19 protein-coding genes are annotated in these 19,286 nt (G+C 72.2%); 10 read left to right on the forward strand and 9 right to left on the reverse strand.

Annotated elements, in window-relative coordinates:
- Positions 1-23: 23 nt before the first annotated feature.
- Complete coding sequence (locus ACZ6IM_RS23375; RefSeq protein WP_052839334.1) at positions 24-866, forward strand: arylamine N-acetyltransferase family protein; 843 nt, start codon at positions 24-26, stop codon at positions 864-866.
- A gap of 48 nt (positions 867-914) precedes the next feature.
- Here ACZ6IM_RS23375 and argS read toward each other — a convergent pair whose 3' ends face one another.
- Entirely contained in the window at positions 915-2,675 is a 1,761-nt protein-coding gene (gene argS / locus ACZ6IM_RS23380; protein WP_469558736.1) for an arginine--tRNA ligase, read from the reverse strand.
- Positions 2,676-2,848: 173 nt separating this feature from the next.
- On the opposite strand from argS, the gene lysS reads away from it, so the two are divergent.
- Complete coding sequence (lysS, locus tag ACZ6IM_RS23385) at positions 2,849-4,588, forward strand: lysine--tRNA ligase (protein WP_469558738.1); 1,740 nt, start codon at positions 2,849-2,851, stop codon at positions 4,586-4,588.
- 84 nt (positions 4,589-4,672) lie between these two features.
- Here lysS and ACZ6IM_RS23390 read toward each other — a convergent pair whose 3' ends face one another.
- The 3 genes from ACZ6IM_RS23390 to ACZ6IM_RS23400 form a co-directional block, all read right to left on the reverse strand.
- On the reverse strand, positions 4,673-5,944 hold the full coding sequence (locus ACZ6IM_RS23390; RefSeq protein WP_052839337.1) for a DUF2637 domain-containing protein: 1,272 nt from the start codon (positions 5,942-5,944) through the stop codon (positions 4,673-4,675).
- A gap of 88 nt (positions 5,945-6,032) precedes the next feature.
- The gene (locus ACZ6IM_RS23395) at positions 6,033-6,923 is read right to left on the reverse strand and encodes a DUF3558 family protein (RefSeq protein ID WP_052839338.1); all 891 of its coding nucleotides are present in this window, start codon (positions 6,921-6,923) and stop codon (positions 6,033-6,035) included.
- 117 nt (positions 6,924-7,040) lie between these two features.
- Positions 7,041-7,922: a hypothetical protein gene (locus ACZ6IM_RS23400; RefSeq protein WP_052839339.1), complete on the reverse strand. Its 882-nt coding sequence runs from the start codon at positions 7,920-7,922 to the stop codon at positions 7,041-7,043.
- Between the two features lie 205 nt (positions 7,923-8,127).
- Here ACZ6IM_RS23400 and ACZ6IM_RS23405 point away from each other — a divergent pair, with 205 nt between their 5' ends.
- Positions 8,128-9,321: an RtcB family protein gene (locus ACZ6IM_RS23405; protein ID WP_052839340.1), complete on the forward strand. Its 1,194-nt coding sequence runs from the start codon at positions 8,128-8,130 to the stop codon at positions 9,319-9,321.
- Between the two features lie 20 nt (positions 9,322-9,341).
- Here the strand turns inward: ACZ6IM_RS23405 and ACZ6IM_RS23410 are convergent, their stop codons facing one another.
- Positions 9,342-10,124 carry an SDR family NAD(P)-dependent oxidoreductase gene (locus tag ACZ6IM_RS23410; RefSeq protein WP_052839341.1) on the reverse strand — a complete coding sequence of 261 codons (783 nt, stop codon included), beginning with the start codon at positions 10,122-10,124 and terminating at the stop codon, positions 9,342-9,344.
- 54 nt (positions 10,125-10,178) lie between these two features.
- A complete protein-coding gene (locus ACZ6IM_RS23415; protein ID WP_052839342.1) occupies positions 10,179-10,517 on the reverse strand; it encodes a YnfA family protein in 339 nt (112 codons plus the stop codon).
- Positions 10,518-10,635: 118 nt separating this feature from the next.
- Between ACZ6IM_RS23415 and ACZ6IM_RS23420 the strand changes: the two genes are divergently transcribed.
- From ACZ6IM_RS23420 to ACZ6IM_RS23445, 6 genes are all read left to right on the forward strand, one after another.
- Positions 10,636-11,757: an LLM class flavin-dependent oxidoreductase gene (locus tag ACZ6IM_RS23420; protein ID WP_469558744.1), complete on the forward strand. Its 1,122-nt coding sequence runs from the start codon at positions 10,636-10,638 to the stop codon at positions 11,755-11,757.
- Positions 11,754-12,404: an FMN reductase gene (locus ACZ6IM_RS23425; RefSeq protein WP_052839344.1), complete on the forward strand. Its 651-nt coding sequence runs from the start codon at positions 11,754-11,756 to the stop codon at positions 12,402-12,404. Before ACZ6IM_RS23420 ends, ACZ6IM_RS23425 begins: the two co-directional genes overlap by 4 nt.
- Positions 12,405-12,507: 103 nt before the next feature.
- Positions 12,508-12,825: a hypothetical protein gene (locus ACZ6IM_RS23430; RefSeq protein ID WP_052839345.1), complete on the forward strand. Its 318-nt coding sequence runs from the start codon at positions 12,508-12,510 to the stop codon at positions 12,823-12,825.
- 8 nt (positions 12,826-12,833) lie between these two features.
- Positions 12,834-13,049 (forward strand): hypothetical protein, encoded by a 216-nt coding sequence (locus ACZ6IM_RS23435; RefSeq protein ID WP_052839346.1) that lies wholly within the window; start codon positions 12,834-12,836, stop codon positions 13,047-13,049.
- Complete coding sequence (locus ACZ6IM_RS23440) at positions 13,046-13,558, forward strand: RipA family octameric membrane protein (protein ID WP_052839347.1); 513 nt, start codon at positions 13,046-13,048, stop codon at positions 13,556-13,558. Before ACZ6IM_RS23435 ends, ACZ6IM_RS23440 begins: the two co-directional genes overlap by 4 nt.
- A 59-nt stretch (positions 13,559-13,617) precedes the next feature.
- Complete coding sequence (locus tag ACZ6IM_RS23445; protein ID WP_052839348.1) at positions 13,618-14,136, forward strand: hypothetical protein; 519 nt, start codon at positions 13,618-13,620, stop codon at positions 14,134-14,136.
- A gap of 127 nt (positions 14,137-14,263) precedes the next feature.
- Here the strand turns inward: ACZ6IM_RS23445 and ACZ6IM_RS23450 are convergent, their stop codons facing one another.
- A complete protein-coding gene (locus ACZ6IM_RS23450; protein ID WP_052839349.1) occupies positions 14,264-15,718 on the reverse strand; it encodes a macro domain-containing protein in 1,455 nt (484 codons plus the stop codon).
- A gap of 89 nt (positions 15,719-15,807) precedes the next feature.
- Between ACZ6IM_RS23450 and ACZ6IM_RS23455 the strand changes: the two genes are divergently transcribed.
- Complete coding sequence (locus ACZ6IM_RS23455) at positions 15,808-16,764, forward strand: macro domain-containing protein (protein ID WP_469558751.1); 957 nt, start codon at positions 15,808-15,810, stop codon at positions 16,762-16,764.
- Positions 16,765-16,943: 179 nt separating this feature from the next.
- Here the strand turns inward: ACZ6IM_RS23455 and ACZ6IM_RS23460 are convergent, their stop codons facing one another.
- Entirely contained in the window at positions 16,944-17,693 is a 750-nt protein-coding gene (locus tag ACZ6IM_RS23460) for a TIR domain-containing protein (protein WP_469558754.1), read from the reverse strand.
- Positions 17,690-19,282 carry a hypothetical protein gene (locus tag ACZ6IM_RS23465; RefSeq protein WP_469558757.1) on the reverse strand — a complete coding sequence of 531 codons (1,593 nt, stop codon included), beginning with the start codon at positions 19,280-19,282 and terminating at the stop codon, positions 17,690-17,692. The genes ACZ6IM_RS23460 and ACZ6IM_RS23465 overlap by 4 nt, the downstream gene beginning before the upstream one ends.
- Between the last annotated feature and the right edge of the window lie 4 nt (positions 19,283-19,286).

Here is a 19,286-nt window from a genome sequence, read left to right on the forward strand (position 1 = left end):
GTCGCCGCACGTACGGTGAGGCAATGTCTGACAGCGCACGGACGACGACACCCTTCTCCCTCGACGCCTACTTCGAGCGCATCGGCTGGGAGGGCGGGCGGCGGCCCGACGCGGCCACGCTCCGCGGTGTGCACCTCGCCCACCTGCGGGCCGTCCCCTTCGAGAACCTCGACGCCCTCGGCGGCCGGGCCCCCTCCCTCGACCTGTCCGACCTGGTGGCCAAGCTGGTCCACGGCCGCCGGCGCGGCGGCTACTGCTACGAGCACAACACCCTGTTCGCGGCGGCCCTGGAGGCGCTCGGCGTGCGGGTGACCCGGCTGACCGCGCGGGTCGTCGTCGGCGCGGACCGCTTCGAGGACCGTCCGCGCACGCACATGGCCCTCCTCGCCGAGCTGCCCGGCGAGTCCCGGCCCTACCTGGCCGACGTCGGCTTCGGCGCCATCGGCTCCTTGCTGGAACCGGTGCCGCTGCTGGCGGACACCGAGTTCCACGACGCCGGCCGCCGGCACCGGCTGGTGCACGCGCCGCACCGGGGGCCGCTGGCGATGTGGGTGCTCCAGGCACACGTGGCGGGCGGCTGGGAGGCGCAGTACGCCTTCACCCTGGAGCCGTTCGAGCCGTCCGACTACGAGGTGATCAACTGGCACGTCGCCACGAACCCCCGTTCCCCGTTCGCCCGGCGCCCCTACGTCCAGCGGCTCACGCCGGACGCGCACCTGCTCCTCGACGGCGACCGCGTCACCGTGACGCGCACCGACGACGGCACGGTCACCGAGCGGAAGACGGCCGACGAGGCGGAGGCCCGCCGGGTCCTGGCGGAGGAGTTCGGCATCGACGCCCCCGAGGGGCCGGCACTGCTGCGGTGAGGACGGGCCGGGGCGAGCCGGGCCCCCGCCCTCACCTTCCGTCCGTCCTCAGAGCCGCTCGGGCGTCCGGATGCCCAGCAGGGCCATGCCCCGGTGCAGGGTGCGGGCCGTGAGGTCGCACAGGAACAGGCGGTTCTCCACCTGTTGAGGCGTCTCGGCCTTCAGGACCGGGCACTTGTCGTAGAACGTCGTGTACAGCGACGCCAGCTGGTACAGGTACGCGGCCAGCTTGTGCGGGGCGTACTCCGCGGCCGCCTCGAAGACCGTGTCCCCGAACGCGTCCAGGTGCAGGCCCAGCGCGCGCTCCGCCTCGTGCAGTCCCAGCTCCGGGTGGGCGGCGGGGCGGATCTCGACGGCCTTGCGCAGGATGGACTGGATACGGGCGTAGGCGTACTGGAGGTACACGCTGGTGTCGCCGTTGAGCGAGACCATCTGGTCCAGGTCGAACTTGTAGTCGCGGCTCGGCGACGTCGACAGGTCCGCGTACTTCACGGCGCCGATGCCGACCTGCGCCGCCCGCTCCTGGATCTCGTCCTCGGTGAGGTCCCGCGCCTTCTCCCGCACGACCTGCGCCGCCCGCTGCACCGCCTCGTCCAGCAGGTCCTCGAGCCGTACGGTCTCGCCCTCGCGGGTCTTGAAGGGCTTGCCGTCCGCGCCGAGCACCGTGCCGTAGCCCATGTTGTGCGCGGTGACCTCGTCGCCGAGCCAGCCGGCCCGGCGGGCCGTCTCGAAGACCATCCTGAAGTGCAGCGACTGGCGTACGTCCACGACGTACAGCAGCGTGGTGGCGTGCAGGTCCTGGACGCGGTTGCGGATCGCGGTCAGGTCGGAGGCCGCGTAGCCGAAGCCGCCGTCGGCCTTCTGCACGATCAGCGGGACCGGCTGGTCGTCCTTGCCCCGGATCTCGTCGAAGAACACCACGAGCGCGCCCTCGGAGCGCACCGCGACGCCCATCTCCTCCAGGAGGCGGGCAGTCTCGGGCATGCCCTCGTTGTACGCGGACTCGCCGACGATCTCCTCGTCGCGGATCTCCATGTCGAGCTTCTCGAAGACCGAGTAGAAGTAGACCTTCGACTCGTCCACGAACTGCTGCCACAGCTCCAGCGTCTCCTTGTCGCCGGACTGCAGGGCGACGACCCGCTTGCGGGCCCGCTCCTTGAACTCCTCGTCCGCGTCGAAGAGCGCGCGCGACGCCTTGTACACCCGGTTCAGGTTCGACATGGCCTGCTCGCCGTCGACGTCCTCGGCCGGGGCCAGCTCGCCGGGGTGCTCGAACAGGTACTGGATGAGCATGCCGAACTGGGTGCCCCAGTCGCCGATGTGGTGCCGGCCGATCGTCCGCTCGCCGGTGAAGTCGAGCATGCCGCGCAGGGCGTCGCCGATGACGGCCGACCGCAGGTGGCCGACGTGCATCTCCTTGGCCACGTTCGGCTGGGCGTAGTCGACGACCGTGACGCCCGCGTCCCGCTTCGGCGGCACGCCGAGCCGTTCGCCGTCCGCGAGCCGCGCGGCCAGGTTCCGGGTGATGGCGCCGTCGCTGACGGTGATGTTCAGGAAGCCGGGCCCGGAGACCTCGACGTCCTTGATCAGCTCGTCACCGGTGGTGATGTGGGCGACGACCTCGGCCGCCAGCTCCCGCGGGTTGGCCTTCGCCTTCTTGGCCAGGGCGAGGATGCCGTTGGCCTGGTAGTCCGCCCGGTCGCTACGTCGCAGCAGCGGGTCGGCGCCGGCGGCCTCCGGCCGGGTGGCCGTGAGGGCGGACGCGAGCTGCTGCTGGACGGAGTCGGTGAGGGACGTGACCGAGGCCATGGAGTGGCTGCCGTTCTGCTCGGGTTCGTGGAAGTAGTACAGAAACCGAGTATCCCATGCGGTGAAAAGCGGTTTTCGCGGATGCGGGCCGGGCTGGGAGAATGGGACGGACAGCCGTGCGACCGTACCGGCTGTCTCCGGAGCAGTTCCAGAGAAGTCTCAGGAAAGAGGACGTGCCGATCGTGGCTCAGAGCACAGAGACCACCGACTGGGTCTCCCGTTTCGCGGACGAGGTCATCGCCGAGTCGGAGCGTCGTGCCCCGGGCAAACCTGTGGTCGTCGCGTCCGGACTCTCCCCCTCCGGCCCGATCCACCTGGGGAACCTGCGCGAGGTCATGACCCCGCACCTGGTCGCCGACGAGGTGCGCCGCCGGGGCCACGAGGTGCGGCACCTGATCTCCTGGGACGACTACGACCGCTACCGCAAGGTGCCGGCCGGCATCGCGGGCGTCGACGAGACCTGGGCCGAGCACATCGGCAAGCCCCTGACCTCGGTCCCGGCCCCGAAGGGCTCCCCGTACCCGAACTGGGCTGAGCACTTCAAGGCCGCGATGGTCGCCTCGCTCGCCGAGATGGGCGTCGAGTTCGACGGGATCAGCCAGACCGAGCAGTACACCTCCGGTGTCTACCGCGAGCAGATCCTGCACGCCATGAAGCACCGCCGGGACATCGACGCCGTCCTCGACCAGTACCGGACGAAGAAGGCGCCCGCGAAGAAGTCGCAGAAGCCGGTCGACGAGGCCGAGCTGGAGGCCGCCGAGGGCTCCGGCGCCGCCGCCGAGGACGACGGCAGCTCCGGCTCCGCCGGGTACTTCCCGTACAAGCCGTACTGCGGCAACTGCGAGAAGGACCTCACGACCGTCACCGCGTACGACGACGACTCGACCGAGCTGACCTACGCCTGCACCTCCTGCGGCTTCTCCGAGACCGTGCGGCTGAGCGAGTTCAACCGCGGCAAGCTGGTCTGGAAGGTCGACTGGCCGATGCGCTGGGCGTACGAGGGCGTCGTCTTCGAGCCCAGCGGCGTGGACCACTCCTCGCCCGGGTCGTCGTTCCAGGTCGGCGGGCAGATCGTCGGGATCTTCGGCGGCAAACAGCCGATCGGCCCGATGTACGCCTTCGTCGGCATCAGCGGCATGGCCAAGATGTCCTCGTCCAAGGGCGGGGTGCCCACCCCGGCCGACGCGCTCCAGATCATGGAGCCGCAGCTGCTGCGCTGGCTGTACGCCCGCCGCAGGCCCAACCAGTCCTTCAAGATCGCCTTCGACCAGGAGATCCAGCGGCTGTACGACGAGTGGGACCGCCTCGACGCCAAGGTCGCCGACGGCTCGGCCCTCCCCGCCGACGCCGCCGCCCACTCCCGCGCGGTGCGCACGGCCGTCGGTGAGCTGCCGCGGACGCCCAGGCCGCTGCCGTACCGCACGCTGGCCTCCGTGGCCGACATCACCGCCGGCCACGAGGACCAGGCGCTGCGGATCCTCGGCGAGCTGGACCCGGCGGACCCGATCGCCTCGCTGGACGAGGCCCGGCCGCGCTACGACAAGGCCGAGGCGTGGATCAACACCCACGTCCCCGCCGACCAGCGCACCATCGTGCGCCAGGAGCCCGACGCGGAGCTGCTCAAGTCCCTCGACGAGCCGAGCCGGCAGTCCCTGCGGCTGCTGCTCGACGGGCTGGCCGACCACTGGTCCCTGGACGGGCTCACCCACCACGTCTACGGCGTCCCCAAGGTCCAGGCGGGCTTCCCCGCCGACGCCACGCCCAAGGATCTGCCGCCGGAGATCAAGACCGCCCAGCGGACGTTCTTCGCGCTGCTGTACCACCTGCTCGTCGGCCGCGACACCGGCCCGCGCCTGCCCACGCTGCTGCTCGCGGTGGGGCAGGACCGGGTGCGGACCCTGCTCGGGGAGTAGGACCCGCGACCCGTCGGTACGGCGAGAGGGGGCGCCCGGTGCAGCACCGGGCGCCCCCTCTCGCCGTACGCGGCGCCGTCGGGCTCAGGCGATGTGCTCCTCTTCCAGCTCCGCGCCGTGGCGCTCCTGGAACCGCAGGACCATGCGCTTGGCGTCGGCGTCCAGGAGAGCGACGCCGAACGTGGCCTCGACGTCGTACGCGAACTCGCGCGGGGTGGGGTAACCGCTGCCGTTGCCGAGCGACTGCTTGAAGACCTGGTAGTAGTCGTCCTCGTCCGGGCCCTCGGGCTCCGGCGTGCCGCCGCCCTCGCCCAGCTCGCGGGTGCGGTGCGGGCCGACCGGTATGGGGAAGCTGCCGGTCTCCTCCGGAGCGGGCTCCTGCGCGGGCGGCTCCTCCTCGAACTGCTGCCGGTACTGGTCGGCCTGCCGCTGCTCCGCCTCCCACTGGGCGTACTGGTCCGGGTCGTACGTGGGGTCGTAGTCGCCGTGGTACTCCACCGACTGCGGGTCCCGGGCGTGCAGCCACGGGTTCTGCTCCACCGCCGGCCCGTCCTGCCGCGCCGGCTCCGCCTCCCGGGCGCCGACCAGCTCGGCCCGCTGCTCGGCGGGGGGTGCCGCCTGGGGGGCGGGCTCCTGGGGCCGGGGCGCGGGCGGGATAAGGGCCGGTTCGATGCCCGCCGCCGCCAGGCCCGACGGGGCGGTCTGCGCCAGCGGGACGCCGTACCGGGCCAGCCGCAGCGGCATCAGGGACTCCACGGGGGCCTTGCGGCGCCAGGCGCGGCCGAAGCGGGACCGCAGCCGGGCCTGGTAGACCAGCCGCTCCTGCTCCAGCTTGATGACCTGCTCGTAGGAGCGCAGCTCCCACAGCTTCATGCGCCGCCACAGCAGGAACGTCGGCACCGGCGAGAGCAGCCAGCGGGTGAGGCGGACGCCCTCCATGTGCTTGTCGGCGGTGATGTCGGCGATCCGGCCGATCGCGTGCCGGGCGGCCTCCACCGACACCACGAACAGGATCGGGATCACGCCGTGCATGCCCACGCCCAGCGGGTCGGGCCAGGCCGCCGCGCCGTTGAAGGCGATCGTCGCCGCCGTCAGCAGCCACGCCGTCTGCCGCAGCAGCGGGAAGGGAATGCGGATCCAGGTCAGCAGCAGGTCCAGGGCGAGCAGCACGCAGATGCCCGCGTCGATGCCGATCGGGAAGACGTAGCTGAAGTTCCCGAAGCCCTTCTTGAGGGCCAGTTCGCGCACCGCCGCGTACGAACCCGCGAAGCCGATCCCGGCGATGACGACGGCACCGAAGACGACCATGCCGATGAGGACCCGGTGCGTCCGTGTCAGCTGAAGTGGGCCGGCCACCCGTACTCCCCTCCCCTTGCGTGTTGTTGCGCGCAACAGAGTGGCACATGTGTGCGGGGGACGGGTGACCGGTGGGTCGAAGAGACCGTCAGCTGTCCTTCGCGGGCGCCTTCGAGGACGACCCCGACGGCGACTCCGACGGCGCCTTCGAGGACTTCTCGGAGGACGAACCGGAGGGTGACGGCGCACCGCTCGACTTCCCGCCGTCGGCGGCGCCGTTGGCCTTCGTCACCGCGGCCACCGCCTCCTTGGCCGCCTTCTGGGCGTCCTTCACCAGGTCGTCGGCGTCCGGGGTCTTGTCGCCCGCCAGGCCCGCGCCGTTGAAGTCGACCGTGACGACGACGTTCTCGACCCGCGCCACGACCGTCTGCTGCTTGAAGGTGCCTTCCTTCTTCTTCAGGTCGTAGCGCACCACCGCGGCCTCGTCGCCCGTACCGCTCACCGGCGTGGTCTTGACGCCCTTGGCGCCCTCCGCGCTCTGCGCGTCCTTCAGCTGCTTCAGGTAGTGGTCACGCGCCAGCTTGTCGCCCTCGCCGCGCGTCACGTCGGACTCGAAGCGCACCATCGACACGCTCAGCCAGCGGAACTGAGAGCCCTTCACGCCGTTGTCGTCGAGGCTGTCCCAGGAGCAACTGGCCCGCATCGCGGTGTCGTTGGACGTCCCCTCCTTGCCGGAGTCGCCCTTCGGCACCAGGTCCTTCAGCGTCTTCTTCGTCACCACCGAGCACGGCTCGGGAAGCTTCCGGAACGCCGCCGCCCGGACCGTCGGGGACGGGCTCGCGGACTTGGACGCGGCGGACTCCTCCGCGGCCTTGTCCTTGCCGTCGTCGGAGCCGGAGTCCGAGGAGCAGCCGGCTGCCACCAGCATCACGGGTACGGCGGCCGCGCCGACAAGGACGCGGGTGAGTCGCTTCGCTCGCTTCGCTTGCGGGTCTCGCTGGTCACGCTGGGCTCGTAGCTGCATGGTTCCTTCACTCATGGCACTCGTGGTTCCTGCGTTCGGAACGGGTCCGAGGGGCCACGGTACGCGGTGAAGAAATCGTGCGGTCCCGCTTCGGGGGCACCGCGCGCGGGCGCGCAGGAGCCCCGCCGGGCCTCAACCGCCCAGCGAATCCGCCAGCTGAGAGGCCAGTTTCCGCGCCATGTCCTGCATTTCCTCGCTGTCCGGCACGACGCCGAGCGTCGCCGACTGCTCCGCGTACTCGATGGTCACCATGACGTTCGACGTGCGGAACGCCACAGTCACCGTGCGCCGCTTCGCCGTCGAACCGGAGCTGCTGAGCGCGTCGTCCACGAACGCCTCGTCGCCCAGGTCGTCCAGGAGCCGGGGCTGGACGTCGGTGGGCGTCGCGTCGGGGGACGCGTTCGACGAGGACGCCGACGACGACGAGGAGGAAGACGAGGACGCCGAGGCGGAGGACGAGGGCGTACCGCCCGCGCCGGCGGGCGGCTCCCCGGAGTCCCCGGAGGACGCCGACGGGCTGCCGGACGGGGAGTCCCCGGCGGACCCGGACTCCGAGACCACCGGTTCGGGCAGGTCGGCGGCCTCCACCTGCTGGGCGAAGAGCTGTTCGGCCTCGCTGTCGTCGCTCACCGAGGTGTCGTACGACACCACCCGCTCGAAGTCGACGAAGAGATGGTCGGTGGCCTGCGCCGATTCCACCTTCCAGCGGCAGCCGACCTTGCGGTCGGTGTCGTAGGCGAGCGTCGGCTCACCCGCGTACGCCTTCTCGCGCTGCTCCTCGTCGGTGATCTCCTCGATGCCCGGCAGGAGGGCGTCGAGCGTCTTGTTGCCGACGGCGCCGCACGGCTCCGGAAGGGTGCGGTACTTGCCGGGCTCGGCCGCCTCGGTCGCGACACCGGGCTCGCCCGGGTTCGAGTCGTCGGCGGTGGCGCCGCCGTCCGAGCCGCCGGTGCAGCCGGCCAGCAACGCCGCCAGGAGGGCGGCGACGCCGGGTACATAGGCCTTCCGCTGCACGGTGCGGCTCCTCTCGCCGGGTGTGGCTGTGGTCGGTACTCCAGTGTCCCCGCTGGTTATTCGCTTGCCGCGCGGGGGCGTCCCCTGGAGACAATGTGTATCGCACGCGCCGCCGTGAACGCCGGTCAGTCGTCCCTTTGGCTGCCCTTGGCGCCGGTTTTGCGCTTTGAGACTTCTGTTTGTTTTCCGGGGGAATGAGGACGATATGTCGTACGTGGAGATGCCGGGCGCGAAGGTGCCGATCCGGATGTGGACCGACCCGGCGACGGTCGAGGAGGTCGCGCTCCAGCAGCTGCGCAACGTCGCGACCCTCCCGTGGATCAAGGGCCTCGCGGTCATGCCGGACGTGCACTACGGCAAGGGCGCGACCGTCGGTTCCGTGATCGCCATGCAGGGCGCGGTGTGCCCGGCGGCGGTGGGCGTCGACATCGGCTGCGGGATGTCGGCGGTGAAGACGTCCCTGACGGCCAACGACCTCCCGGGCGACCTGTCCCGGCTGCGCTCGAAGATCGAGCAGGCGATTCCGGTGGGGCGGGGCATGCACGACAGCCCGCTCGACCCGGGCCGCTTCCACGGGCTGGCTACGGCCGGATGGGACGGCTTCTGGGGGCGGTTCGACGGGGTCGCGGAAGCGGTCAAATTCCGTCACGAGCGAGCCGGGAAGCAGATGGGAACGCTCGGAAGCGGCAATCACTTCGTCGAGGTGTGCACGGATACGACGGGTTCCGTCTGGCTGATGCTGCACTCCGGTTCCCGCAACATCGGCAAGGAACTGGCCGAGCACCACATCGGCGTCGCCCAGAAGCTCCCGCACAACCAGGGGCTGGTCGACCGCGACCTCGCGGTGTTCGTCGCGGACACCCCGCAGATGGCGGCGTACCGCAACGACCTGTTCTGGGCGCAGGAGTACGCGAAGTACAACCGCACGCTCATGATGGCGCTCCTCAAGGACGTGGTCCGCAAGGAGTTCAAGAAGGCGAAGCCGGCCTTCGAGCAGGAGATCTCCTGTCACCACAACTACGTGGCGGAGGAGCGGTACGACGGCATGGACCTGCTGGTGACCCGCAAGGGCGCGATCCGCGCGGGTTCCGGTGACTACGGGATCATCCCCGGTTCCATGGGCACGGGTTCGTACATCGTGAAGGGCCTCGGGAACGCCGACTCCTTCAACTCCGCCTCCCACGGTGCCGGCCGGCGCATGAGCCGCAACGCCGCGAAGCGGCGCTTCTCCACCAAGGACCTGGAGGAGCAGACGCGGGGTGTGGAGTGCCGCAAGGACTCCGGCGTGGTGGACGAGATCCCGGGCGCCTACAAGCCGATCGACCAGGTCATCGACCAGCAGCGCGACCTGGTGGAGGTCGTGGCGAAGCTGAAGCAGGTCGTCTGCGTGAAGGGCTGACGCCCGGGGCGCCGCCCGTGTCAGCCCTCGCGGTGGACCTTGGTGTTCGAGGCCTGGGCGCGGGGGCGGACGACCAGGAGGTCGATGTTGACGTGGGCGGGGCGGGTGACCGCCCAGGTGATGGTGTCGGCGACGTCGTCGGCGGTCAGGGGGGCGGCGACGCCCTGGTAGACCTTGGCCGCCTTGTCCTGGTCGCCGCCGAAACGGGTCAGGGCGAACTCGTCGGTCTTGACCATGCCGGGCGCGATCTCGATGACGCGGACCGGGCGGCCGACGATCTCCAGGCGCAGGGTCTCGGCCAGGACGTGCTCGCCGTGCTTGGCGGCGACGTAGCCCGCGCCGCCCTCGTAGGTGGACAGGCCCGCGGTCGAGGAGACGACCACGACCGTGCCGTCGCCGCTCGCCTCCAGCTTGGGCAGCAGGGCCTGGGTGAGGTTGAGGGTGCCGATGACGTTGGTCTCGTACATGCGGCGCCAGTCGTCCGGGTCGCCGGTGGCCACCGGGTCGGCGCCGAGCGCGCCGCCCGCGTTGTTGACGAGGACGCCGACCGTCTTGAAGGCGGTCGCGAACTCGTCGACGGCCTCGCGGTCGGTGACGTCCAGGGGGTAGGCCGTCGCCTTGTGGCCGGCCGCCTCGATCTCCTCGGCCAGCGCCTCGATGCGGTCCTTGCGGCGGGCGGTGAGGACCACCCGGTACCCGGCGGCGGCCAGCTGCCGGGCCGTCGCGGCGCCGATGCCGCTGCTCGCGCCGGTGACGACGGCGATACGGGAGGCGGCGGACGGGGCGGGCGCTGCGGTGGCCATGGGCTGCTCCTGGTGCGTACGGAGGGCGGTGCGGACGGTCGCCGCCCAGGGTAGTCAGCCGCCGTTGCGCGGTGCCCACATGATCAGGGCCATTCCGGCCAGGCAGACCAGCGCCCCCGCGATGTCCCAGCGGTCGGGGCGGTAGCCGTCGGCGACCACGCCCCACAGGATCGAGCCGGCCACGAAGATCCCGCCGTACGCGGCGAGGATGCGGCCGAAGTGCGCGTCGGGCTGGAAGGTGGCGACGAAGCCGTAGGCGCCCAGGGCCAGGACCCCGCCCGCCGCCCACAGCCAGCCGCGCTGCTCGCGCACCCCCTGCCACACCAGCCAGGCGCCGCCGATCTCGAACAGCGCGGCGACGACGAAGAGGGCGGCGGAGCGCAGTACGAACATGCGGGCAGCTTCGCACGCACCGCACCTCCGTCGGACGGCGGACCTGCGGAATAACGGCCGGCGGTGGTCCGTTCCAGGGGTATAGTTGAACAGTCAACAACCTGGAGGTTGAGCGATCATGCAGTTCGGCATCTTCACCGTCGGCGACGTCACGCCCGACCCGACCACGGGCCGTACGCCGACCGAGCGTGAGCGCATCAAGGCCATGGTCGCCATCGCGCTCAAGGCCGAGGAGGTCGGGCTCGACGTCTTCGCGACCGGTGAGCACCACAACCCGCCCTTCGTGCCCTCGTCGCCGACGACCATGCTCGGCTACATCGCGGCCCGCACCGAGCGGCTGGTGCTGTCCACCTCCACCACCCTGATCACCACGAACGACCCGGTGAAGATCGCCGAGGACTTCGCGATGCTCCAGCACCTGGCCGACGGCCGGACGGACCTGATGATGGGCCGCGGCAACACCGGCCCGGTCTACCCCTGGTTCGGCAAGGACATCCGCGAGGGCATCAACCTGGCCGTCGAGAACTACGCCCTGCTGCACCGCCTGTGGCGCGAGGACGTCGTGAACTGGGAGGGCAGGTTCCGTACGCCGCTCCAGGGCTTCACGTCCACCCCGCGCCCGCTGGACGGCGTCGCGCCCTTCGTCTGGCACGGCTCCATCCGCTCCCCGGAGATCGCCGAGCAGGCCGCGTACTACGGCGACGGCTTCTTCCACAACAACATCTTCTGGCCCGCCGACCACACCAAGCGCATGGTCGAGCTGTACCGGGCCCGGTACGCCCACTACGGGCACGGCACGCCCGAGCAGGCGATCGTCGGCCTCGGCGGCCAGGTGTTCATGCGGAGGAACAGCCAGGACGCGGTCCGCGAGTTCCGGCCGTACTTCGACGAGGCGCCGGTGTACGGACACGGACCGTCGCTGGAGGACTTCACCGAGCAGACGCCGCTGACCGTCGGCTCGCCGCAGCAGGTGATCGAGAAGACGCTCGCCTTCCGCGACTACGCCGGCGACTACCAGCGCCAGCTGTTCCTGATGGACCACGCGGGGCTGCCCCTGAAGAGCGTCCTGGAGCAGCTCGACCTGCTCGGCGAGGAGGTCGTGCCGGTGCTGCGCGAGGAGTTCGCCAAGGGCCGCCCGGCGGACGTGCCGGACGCGCCGACCCACGCGTCCCTGCTGGCCGCGAAGGCCGCCGGGCAGGAGAAGCGGGACGATCAGGTCGAGGAAGGAGCGCGCGCATGAAGCTCGTCGTCGTCTCCGCGGGACTGAGCGTGCCGTCGTCCACCCGGCTGCTCGCCGACCGGCTGGCCGCGGCCGCCGCCCCGGCCGCCACCGCGCCCGAGCCCGCTCCGGCCGACGTCCGGGTGGTCGAGCTGCGCGACCTCGCAGTGGAGATCGCGCACACCTTCACCAACGGTTTCCCGGCACCGGCGCTCGCGGACGCGTTCGCCGAGGTCGCGGCCGCCGACGGGCTGATCGTCGTCACGCCGGTGTTCTCGGCGTCGTACAGCGGACTGTTCAAGTCCTTCTTCGACGCGCTGAGCGTCACCGACGAGGACGCCCTCACCGGGAAGCCGGTGCTGATCGCCGCGACCGGCGGCACCGCCCGGCACTCCCTGGTGCTGGACCACGCGCTGCGGCCGCTGTTCGCCTACCTCAAGGCGGTCGTCGTCCCCACCGGGGTGTACGCCGCCTCCGAGGACTGGGGCGCGGAGGGACTCGACGCCCGGATCGAGCGGGCCGCGACCGAGCTGGCGGCGCTGATGGCGGGGCTGACGGGACCGTCGGCACGTCGCCCGCTGCCGAAGCGGGACTCCTTCGAGGAGGTCACGCCCTTCGAGGAGCGGCTGGCCGCGCTGAGCGTCCCGGGGCCGAGCCCGGCGCCGTAGGGCGGTGGCCGGCGGGGCCCCGCACGGGCCGCGTCACCGGATCGGGTGACCCCGATCCGGTTCCCGTCGGGCCCGGTCGGCTGCTCACTACGGTGTGGCCGAGATGAGCAGATCCGAGCCCGCGACGCGAGAGTCCGAACGGGCGCCGGAGCTCCCGGTCCCCCGGTGGACGGTGGGAGTCTTCCCCCTGTCCGTCCTGGTGGCCGTCACCTGGGGGCCGGCGCAGGCGGCGGTGCTGTGCGGTGTGGCCGCGGTGGCCGTGCTCTACGCCACGAGCAGGAAACCGGCCTCGTGGCACCTGGCCGGCGGGACCGTGCTGTGTGCGGCGGGGGTGCTGTTGCAGGGGTTCGCCTACTACACGCTCTTGCGCACCGGTTCGCTCGGTGGCGCCCATCGGCCCGCGCGCTCGCGGGCGACCTGACACCCGGCGTGCTGCCCGCGTATCGGCGCAGCCGCGCGTTGTCGTCCTGGGTCCGGGGAATCATCCACTTCGAGCCGGACTGGACGGCCAAGTTCGTCGCCCTGCGTCGGCCCTCACCGCTCGAAGACCAGCTCGTGGGATCTCTGGACCGTGCCATGTGGCCCGCCATGGTGCGCCTGACCGAACTCGAACGCCGGGCGGACGGGAGGCACGGCGAGGCATGAGCGACGTCGGGGACGCGCTGTGGAACACGGAGGTCGGGCCGGCCGAGTACTCGGTGGCCGACGACCGCTACCGGCAGGCGGTGCTCGACCAGTACAAGCTCTGCGTGGAGATGGCCGACCGGGTCAGCGCCCGGCGGAACCTGACCAACACGTTCTTCCTGTCGCTCAACAGCGCGGTCGTGGCCGTCGTGGCCGCGGTGTCGGCGGGGGCGACGGCCGACGCGCCCGTTCCGCTGCTGCTGGCCGGGCTGGTCATCCTGCTCGTTCAGTGCGCCGCCTGGTACGTCATGGTGCGCTCGTACCGGCAGCTCAACCGCGCCAAGTACGCGGTGATCGGCGCCTTCGAGGAGAGGCTCCCGGCGTTCGCGTACAGCCGGGCGGAGTGGGGCGCGCTGGGCGAGGGCCGGGACTGGCGCCGGTACCTGCCGCTGACCTACGTCGAGCAGTGGGTCCCGGTCGTCTTCGCCGTCTCCTACCTCATGGGGTTCTGCGCCGTCGTCGTCCGGTGAGCGACCGGCCGCGATAGGATCCGGGGCCTGCCACCAGGCCATCGACCGAGGGGGAGACCGTGACGGTCCTCGCGGTGACCGGGCACATGGACCTGACGGAGGAGAGCGTCCCCGCGGTCCGGGCCGCCCTGGACGGACTGCTGGACCGCTACCGGGAGCGGGACCGGGCGCCGGGCTCCGGGGAGGCGCTCGTCGGGATCTCCTGCATCGCCAAGGGAGCCGACTCGCTGTTCGCCGAAGCCGTGCTGGCCGCAGGCGGGCGGCTGGTCGTCGTCGTCCCCTCGCGGGACTACCGCCGCAGCACGGTCGAGCCGGACGGCGCCCCGCTCTTCGACCGCCTCGTCGAGGCCGCCGACGAGGTCGTCGTACTGCCCCGCGAGAGGGCCGACCGGCAGGCGTACGAGGCCGCCAACGCCCTGCTCCTGGAACGCGCCGACCGGCTGGTGGCCGTGTGGAACGGCGAACCGCCCGGCGGCCGGGGCGGCGGCACCGCCGACGTGGTGCTCGCGGCACGGGAGGCGGGGATTCCCGTCGACGTCGTGTGGCCGGACGGCGCCGCCCGCGCGGCCTCCCGGTAACGAGCGCCGCCGTCCCCGCCCGGACCGGGCACCGGTCGGCGCCGGGACCCGGACCGGAAGCGGTTCGGAAGCGGTGCGCGGCTGGCTCCGGAAGCGGGGTCGCTGATGCCGTAGGGGCATGTCGACGTCACCGGCGGCCGTACGCCCCACCGTTGTCGCCGGCGCCGGCACCGGTGTCCTGGCTCCCGGTGCCGGCGCCGACGTCGGCGCCGGTGATGCCGGGGCCCGTGCGGGAGCCGGGGAGCCGCGCGGTGCGCAGATACCTGCCGAGCACCGAAAGGTCGGTCCGCTCCAGGTCGGCCGGGCGGATCACGACGCGCAGCTCCGGGGCGGTGGCCGGGTCGCGGCGGCAGTGTTCCGCGAAGCTCTCCACGATCATGAGCAGCAGCCGGGTGCGGTCCAGCTCCACGATCCGGGCGAGACCGGAGCCGATCAGGGGGATCGCGACCGGCCGGTACATGCCGTAGCGGGCGACGGCCGGCCACAGCGTGTCCAGGCTCGCCCGCAGGTCGGCCGGGCCGGAGCGGGCCACGAGGTCGTTGCCGAGCCGGGAGTAGGCCACGGCGAAGACCCGGCGGCCGCCCACCGTCAGCGGGACGGTGGTGCCGAGGGGATAGCGCACCCGCCGCCCGCGCGGCTTGTCCTGGGGCCGCTCGGTGCGCAGCGGCCTGAACGCCCTCAGCCCGGCCTGGAGCCGGTCGTCCAGCTGCTTGCGCTCGCCGCCGAACAGCCGCTCCACCAGCTGGCCCTGGACGCTCTCCCGGCTGATCACCAGGTCCTGCTCGGTGGCGGTGTCGAAGGTGTCGGTGAACCCGACCACCAGATTGGCGTCCTCCTGGTCGAACAGGTCGCCCCGCACCACCACGAGGTCACCGGCGCCGGGGAACGGCTGCCGCAGCAGTTCCCGCCCGTGCCGCTCGCGCAGCCGGGCCCGCAGGGTGCCGAGCAGCGCGGCGACGTCCTGGTCGTCCGGGCGCTCCCGGGCCATCCGTTCGGCGACCGGCAGCGCGAGGTCGTGGCGGCCCATGTCCATCCGGCTGCGGATCAGCTGGCGGCGGGCGGTCTCGTACAGCGCGGTGAGCCGGCGGACCAGCGGCCGGGCGAAGTCGTCGTCGCCGGCCTCGGCCAGGGGCCGGCCACGCACCAGCGCGAGCGCCGCGGACAGCCGGTCGGCGGCCGACGCGGGGGCCGCGAGCAGCGCGGAGTCGACCAGCTCGGTGAACTCCGCGCAGTCCAGCTCGTCGGGCCCGAGCACCAGCCGGTACGCCGTCTCGGGCGCCGGGCCGGCCAGCAGTTGCTCGGTGCGCAGCACCCGGGCGCCGTCGCCGCGCTGCGCGGGATCGAGGGCGCGGCGCAGTTCGAGGACGCGTTTTTGCACCTCGTTGCGGTGGCGCTGGGCCGCGTGCGGCTGCTCGCCGTCGAGCGCCCACACGTCCCGGTGCAGCCGGCGCACCGGTACGGGCTCGCCGTCCGCCGCCACCAGGCGGACCAGCAGCCGTGTCGTCAGCGGAGTCAACCGGGCGGGTACGCCGTCGACTTCCAGCCGGGCCGGGCCCAGGACGCTCACACGGATGCGCGCCATACAAGTGGTCTCCACTCGCTTCGCCCTCTCCCGACCGGTGGTCGCGGGGGAGGTTTCGGCAGCGTATCAATTGTCCGTTTGGGGGAGTTGTGGTTTCGCTCGGTTCGCGCGGGACCGGTCCGGCCGTCCGTCCGCCGCGGGGGAGCGGGCGGCTGAGCCGCGGGCGCCGGCGCGGCGCGTTCGGCGGGGCGCGCTCCCGGCGGCTGTTCGCGGGCAGCGTGATGGCGGCCTTCGGCGGGGTGTCGGCGGTGCTGCAGTTCGTGGGGCAGCTGTGGCCCGCGGCCGTTCCCGGTCCGGCGCCGGTGGCCGCCGCCTCGGTGCTGCTGTGTCTGGCCTGGGCCGTGGTGCGCAGCAGGCCCACGGTGGTCGTGCAGCAGGAGTTCGTGCGGCCGCGGATGTCCGTGACGGTCGGACCGGGTGACCTCTTCGAGGAGCCCGCCCACCTCGTCGTCGGGTTCTCGGACACCTTCGACACGGACGTCCGCGACGGCGTGGTGATCAGCGGCGCCAGCGTGCAGGGGCAGCTGCTGGAGCGCCGCTACGACGGTGACGCGCGGCGGCTGGACGACGAGCTGGACGCCGCCCTGCGCGCGGCCGTGCCGGTGGCCCGCGAGACGCGCGCGGACAAGCCGTACGGCAAGCTCGACCGCTACCCGGTCGGCACGGTGGCGGTGCTCGGCAGCCGGCCGCGGCTGGTCTTCGGGGTCGCCCACAGCCGGCTGGGCAACGACTTCGTGGCACGCTCCAGTACCGAGGAGCTGTGGCTCAGCCTCGGCCGGGTGTGGGACGCCGTGTACCGGCACGGCCAACTGGACCGTGTCGCCGTGCCGTTGATCGGCTCGGGCCTGTCCCGGCTGCACGGTCTCGACGAGGAGAGCCTGCTGCGCCTGATCCTGCTGTCCTTCATCACCCACTCCCGGGAGCGGGTGATCTGCCGCGAACTGCGGGTCGTGCTGCGCCCCGCCGAGCTGGAGCGGGTGGACCTCACGGAGGTGGCGGCGTTCCTCGGGGTGCTGGCGGCGGCCGGCTCGGGCGGTGCCGCGTAGGGCACCCTGCCTCGCTTGTCCCTGGCCCGCTTTGTCCCCGGCCCCGCCCGGCCCCCCGGGACGGCGCCGGCCCCCGGGGCGCGTACCGCGGTGACGGGACGTGCCCCGGGGGCCGGTTGCGCCGGTCCCCCGAGCGGCGCCGGATCCGCCGGACGCGTACGGCCGGCGGTGGCGTGCGCCTACGGCCTGCGGTGGTAGGCGGACAGATGGCGGAAGGGGTAGGTCTGGCGCCAGTCGGAGCCGGTGTCGTTGACCGTGCAGCCCGCCAGCTTCAGCCGCTCCACGACCTTGCCGAGCGCCGTCTCGGAGCCGTCGAAGCGGATGACGTTGCGGCCCGCGATGTCGGCGATCGGCCGCACCCCGCCGACCTCGACGATCAGCGTGCGCTCCGGGTAGGCCATCAGCACCATGCCCAGCTCGATCAGGACGTTCGGGCGCGGCTGGCACACCGGCCGGGTCTCGTGGTCGGGCTCGTTGTGCCCGCGCAGCTGGGGGTGGAGGGTGACGACGTCGTCCGGGGTGAGCAGGACCAGGGCCGCCTGGGCCTGTGCGGGGGCGGCGGCGACCACGTCCCCCAGGAAGGGGGAGGCCTGGCCGGTCGCCCGGACCAGGTCCTCCCACTCCTTGGGCCGCAGATCGAGCCGGCGCAGCAGCTCGTACATCTCGCGCCGCACCTGGTCGTCGCGGCCGTGCACGACGAAGACGCTCCGGGCCCGCTCGGCGTCCCCGGGTGCCGCGGTGGCCTGGCGCCGCCATCCGCCGGCGTACGGCTGTGCGGGCGGGGTGGACGGCGAGGGCGGCGCGGCGTGCACGGGGGAGTCGTCGCCGAAGGTCTGGGTGGTGTCGGTGTTGCCGGCGCTCTGGTTGCCCCCGAAGTTGTTCGTGCTGCCCTGGCCGAAGCTGTTGCCGTGGAACTGCTGGCCGCTCATGCCTGCCGTGCCTCCCTGGTGACGCTGGAGTTGCTGCCGAAGGTCTGGGTGGTGTTGGTGTTGCCGACGCTCTGGTTGCCGCCGAAGTTGTTGGTGCTGTTGGCGCCGAAGTTCTGCTGGAGGATGTTGGTCTGGTTCGCGTCGTGCTCACGGGTGTCGACGTCGTGGTCGCGCAGGAAGTCGCCGACGATCTGCAGCAGGTGGCGCTCGATGATCTGGACGTACTTGATCGCGTCCGACTCCTGGAAGAAGTGGTGGAAGTCGTGGTTGGGCGCCAGCTCGCGGACGCTGGTGAGGGCGCCGCAGTCCACCGCGGTCAGGGCGTAGCGGCCGAGCCGGAACTCGCTGGTGTCGGCCGGCTGGCCCACCAGCTTGCGGACGGTGTCGGTGCCGAAGCGGCTGGGCAGCCGCTCGCGCAGCGGGTTGGCGATCAGCCGCAGGAGTTCGCCGGGCGCGCTGCGGGTGACGTCCCAGGCGATGCGCAGCATGAGCTTGCCGCCGATCGTGGCCGGCAGCCGGTCGGCGAGGTGGAAGCTCTCCGGCAGGGGACCGAGCACGTAGGTGTAGAACTCGGTGTGCAGGGTGCTGCCCTTGATGTCGAATCCGATGAACACCGAGGTGACCAGCTCCTGTTGCCAGGCGCCGATGCGGACGCACAGGTACTCGCGGCGGGCGTCGTAGTCCTCCCGCCAGTGTCCTGCGTCGTGGTCGGGACGGTCGGGGTCGGGCGTGTCCAGGAGCACGGCGACGGGGTCGCTGCCCTCGGCGGTCCGCACCGCCTTGGTGAACCGGCGCCGGTCGACGGAGAGCAGCTCGATGCGGTCGCTCGGCACGGGCTTGTCGCGCAGCTCCGCGAGCATCTCCGTGCAGACCCGGCTGGTGATGTCGTCGACCGTGAAGGGGATGATCGGCTTGCGTTCCGTCCGCCCGGCCTCGCCCGTGCCGTCCGCGTCGTCCGCCGGCCCGTGCTGCGCGGGGACGTGGCCGTTGAGCAGCCCCTGGCCGAACGCGCCGGCCCGGGACTTCGGGACGCCGAGCAGCAGTTCCGCGTTGGCCCACCGCTTGATCGAGTGGCCGGCGCCGACGAACGGCTTGTAGCCGCCGTAGTACACGGTGTCCGAGGCCTGCTCCCGGTTGATCTTGCCGACCAGTTCCGGGGTGAGGCGCGAGGTGATCGGGTGGGAGCCGTCGAATCCGGTGCGGCCGCCCGCGGGGGGCGCCAGGTGCTCGGCGAGGGTCTGGAGGATGGCGAGCCGGCGCAGGAACATCGTGGCCCAGGCGAGCCAGAAGACGAACAGGGCGGCCGTCCAGCCGCCCAGTACGTCCGCGGCCATGAGCAGGGCGACGACGACCGCGCCCGTCCCGAGGGCGATCAGCTGGTTGCGGCGCAGGTTGTGGGCGGCCAGGGCGTGCGCCAGGACGGGGGCGGCGTCGTAGCCGTAGGAGGGGGCGACCACCCGGTAGCGGTGGGTCAGCAGCTCCCGGATGACGCCCTTGCGGTAGACGGGGTCGAGATAGGTGCCCGCGCACATCAGCCGGGTGGCGTTGCTCGTCGCGTCCGGGGGCGGCGGGGCGGCATGGGTGGTCATGGCT

This window comes from Streptomyces sp. NPDC042336, assembly GCF_055581985.1.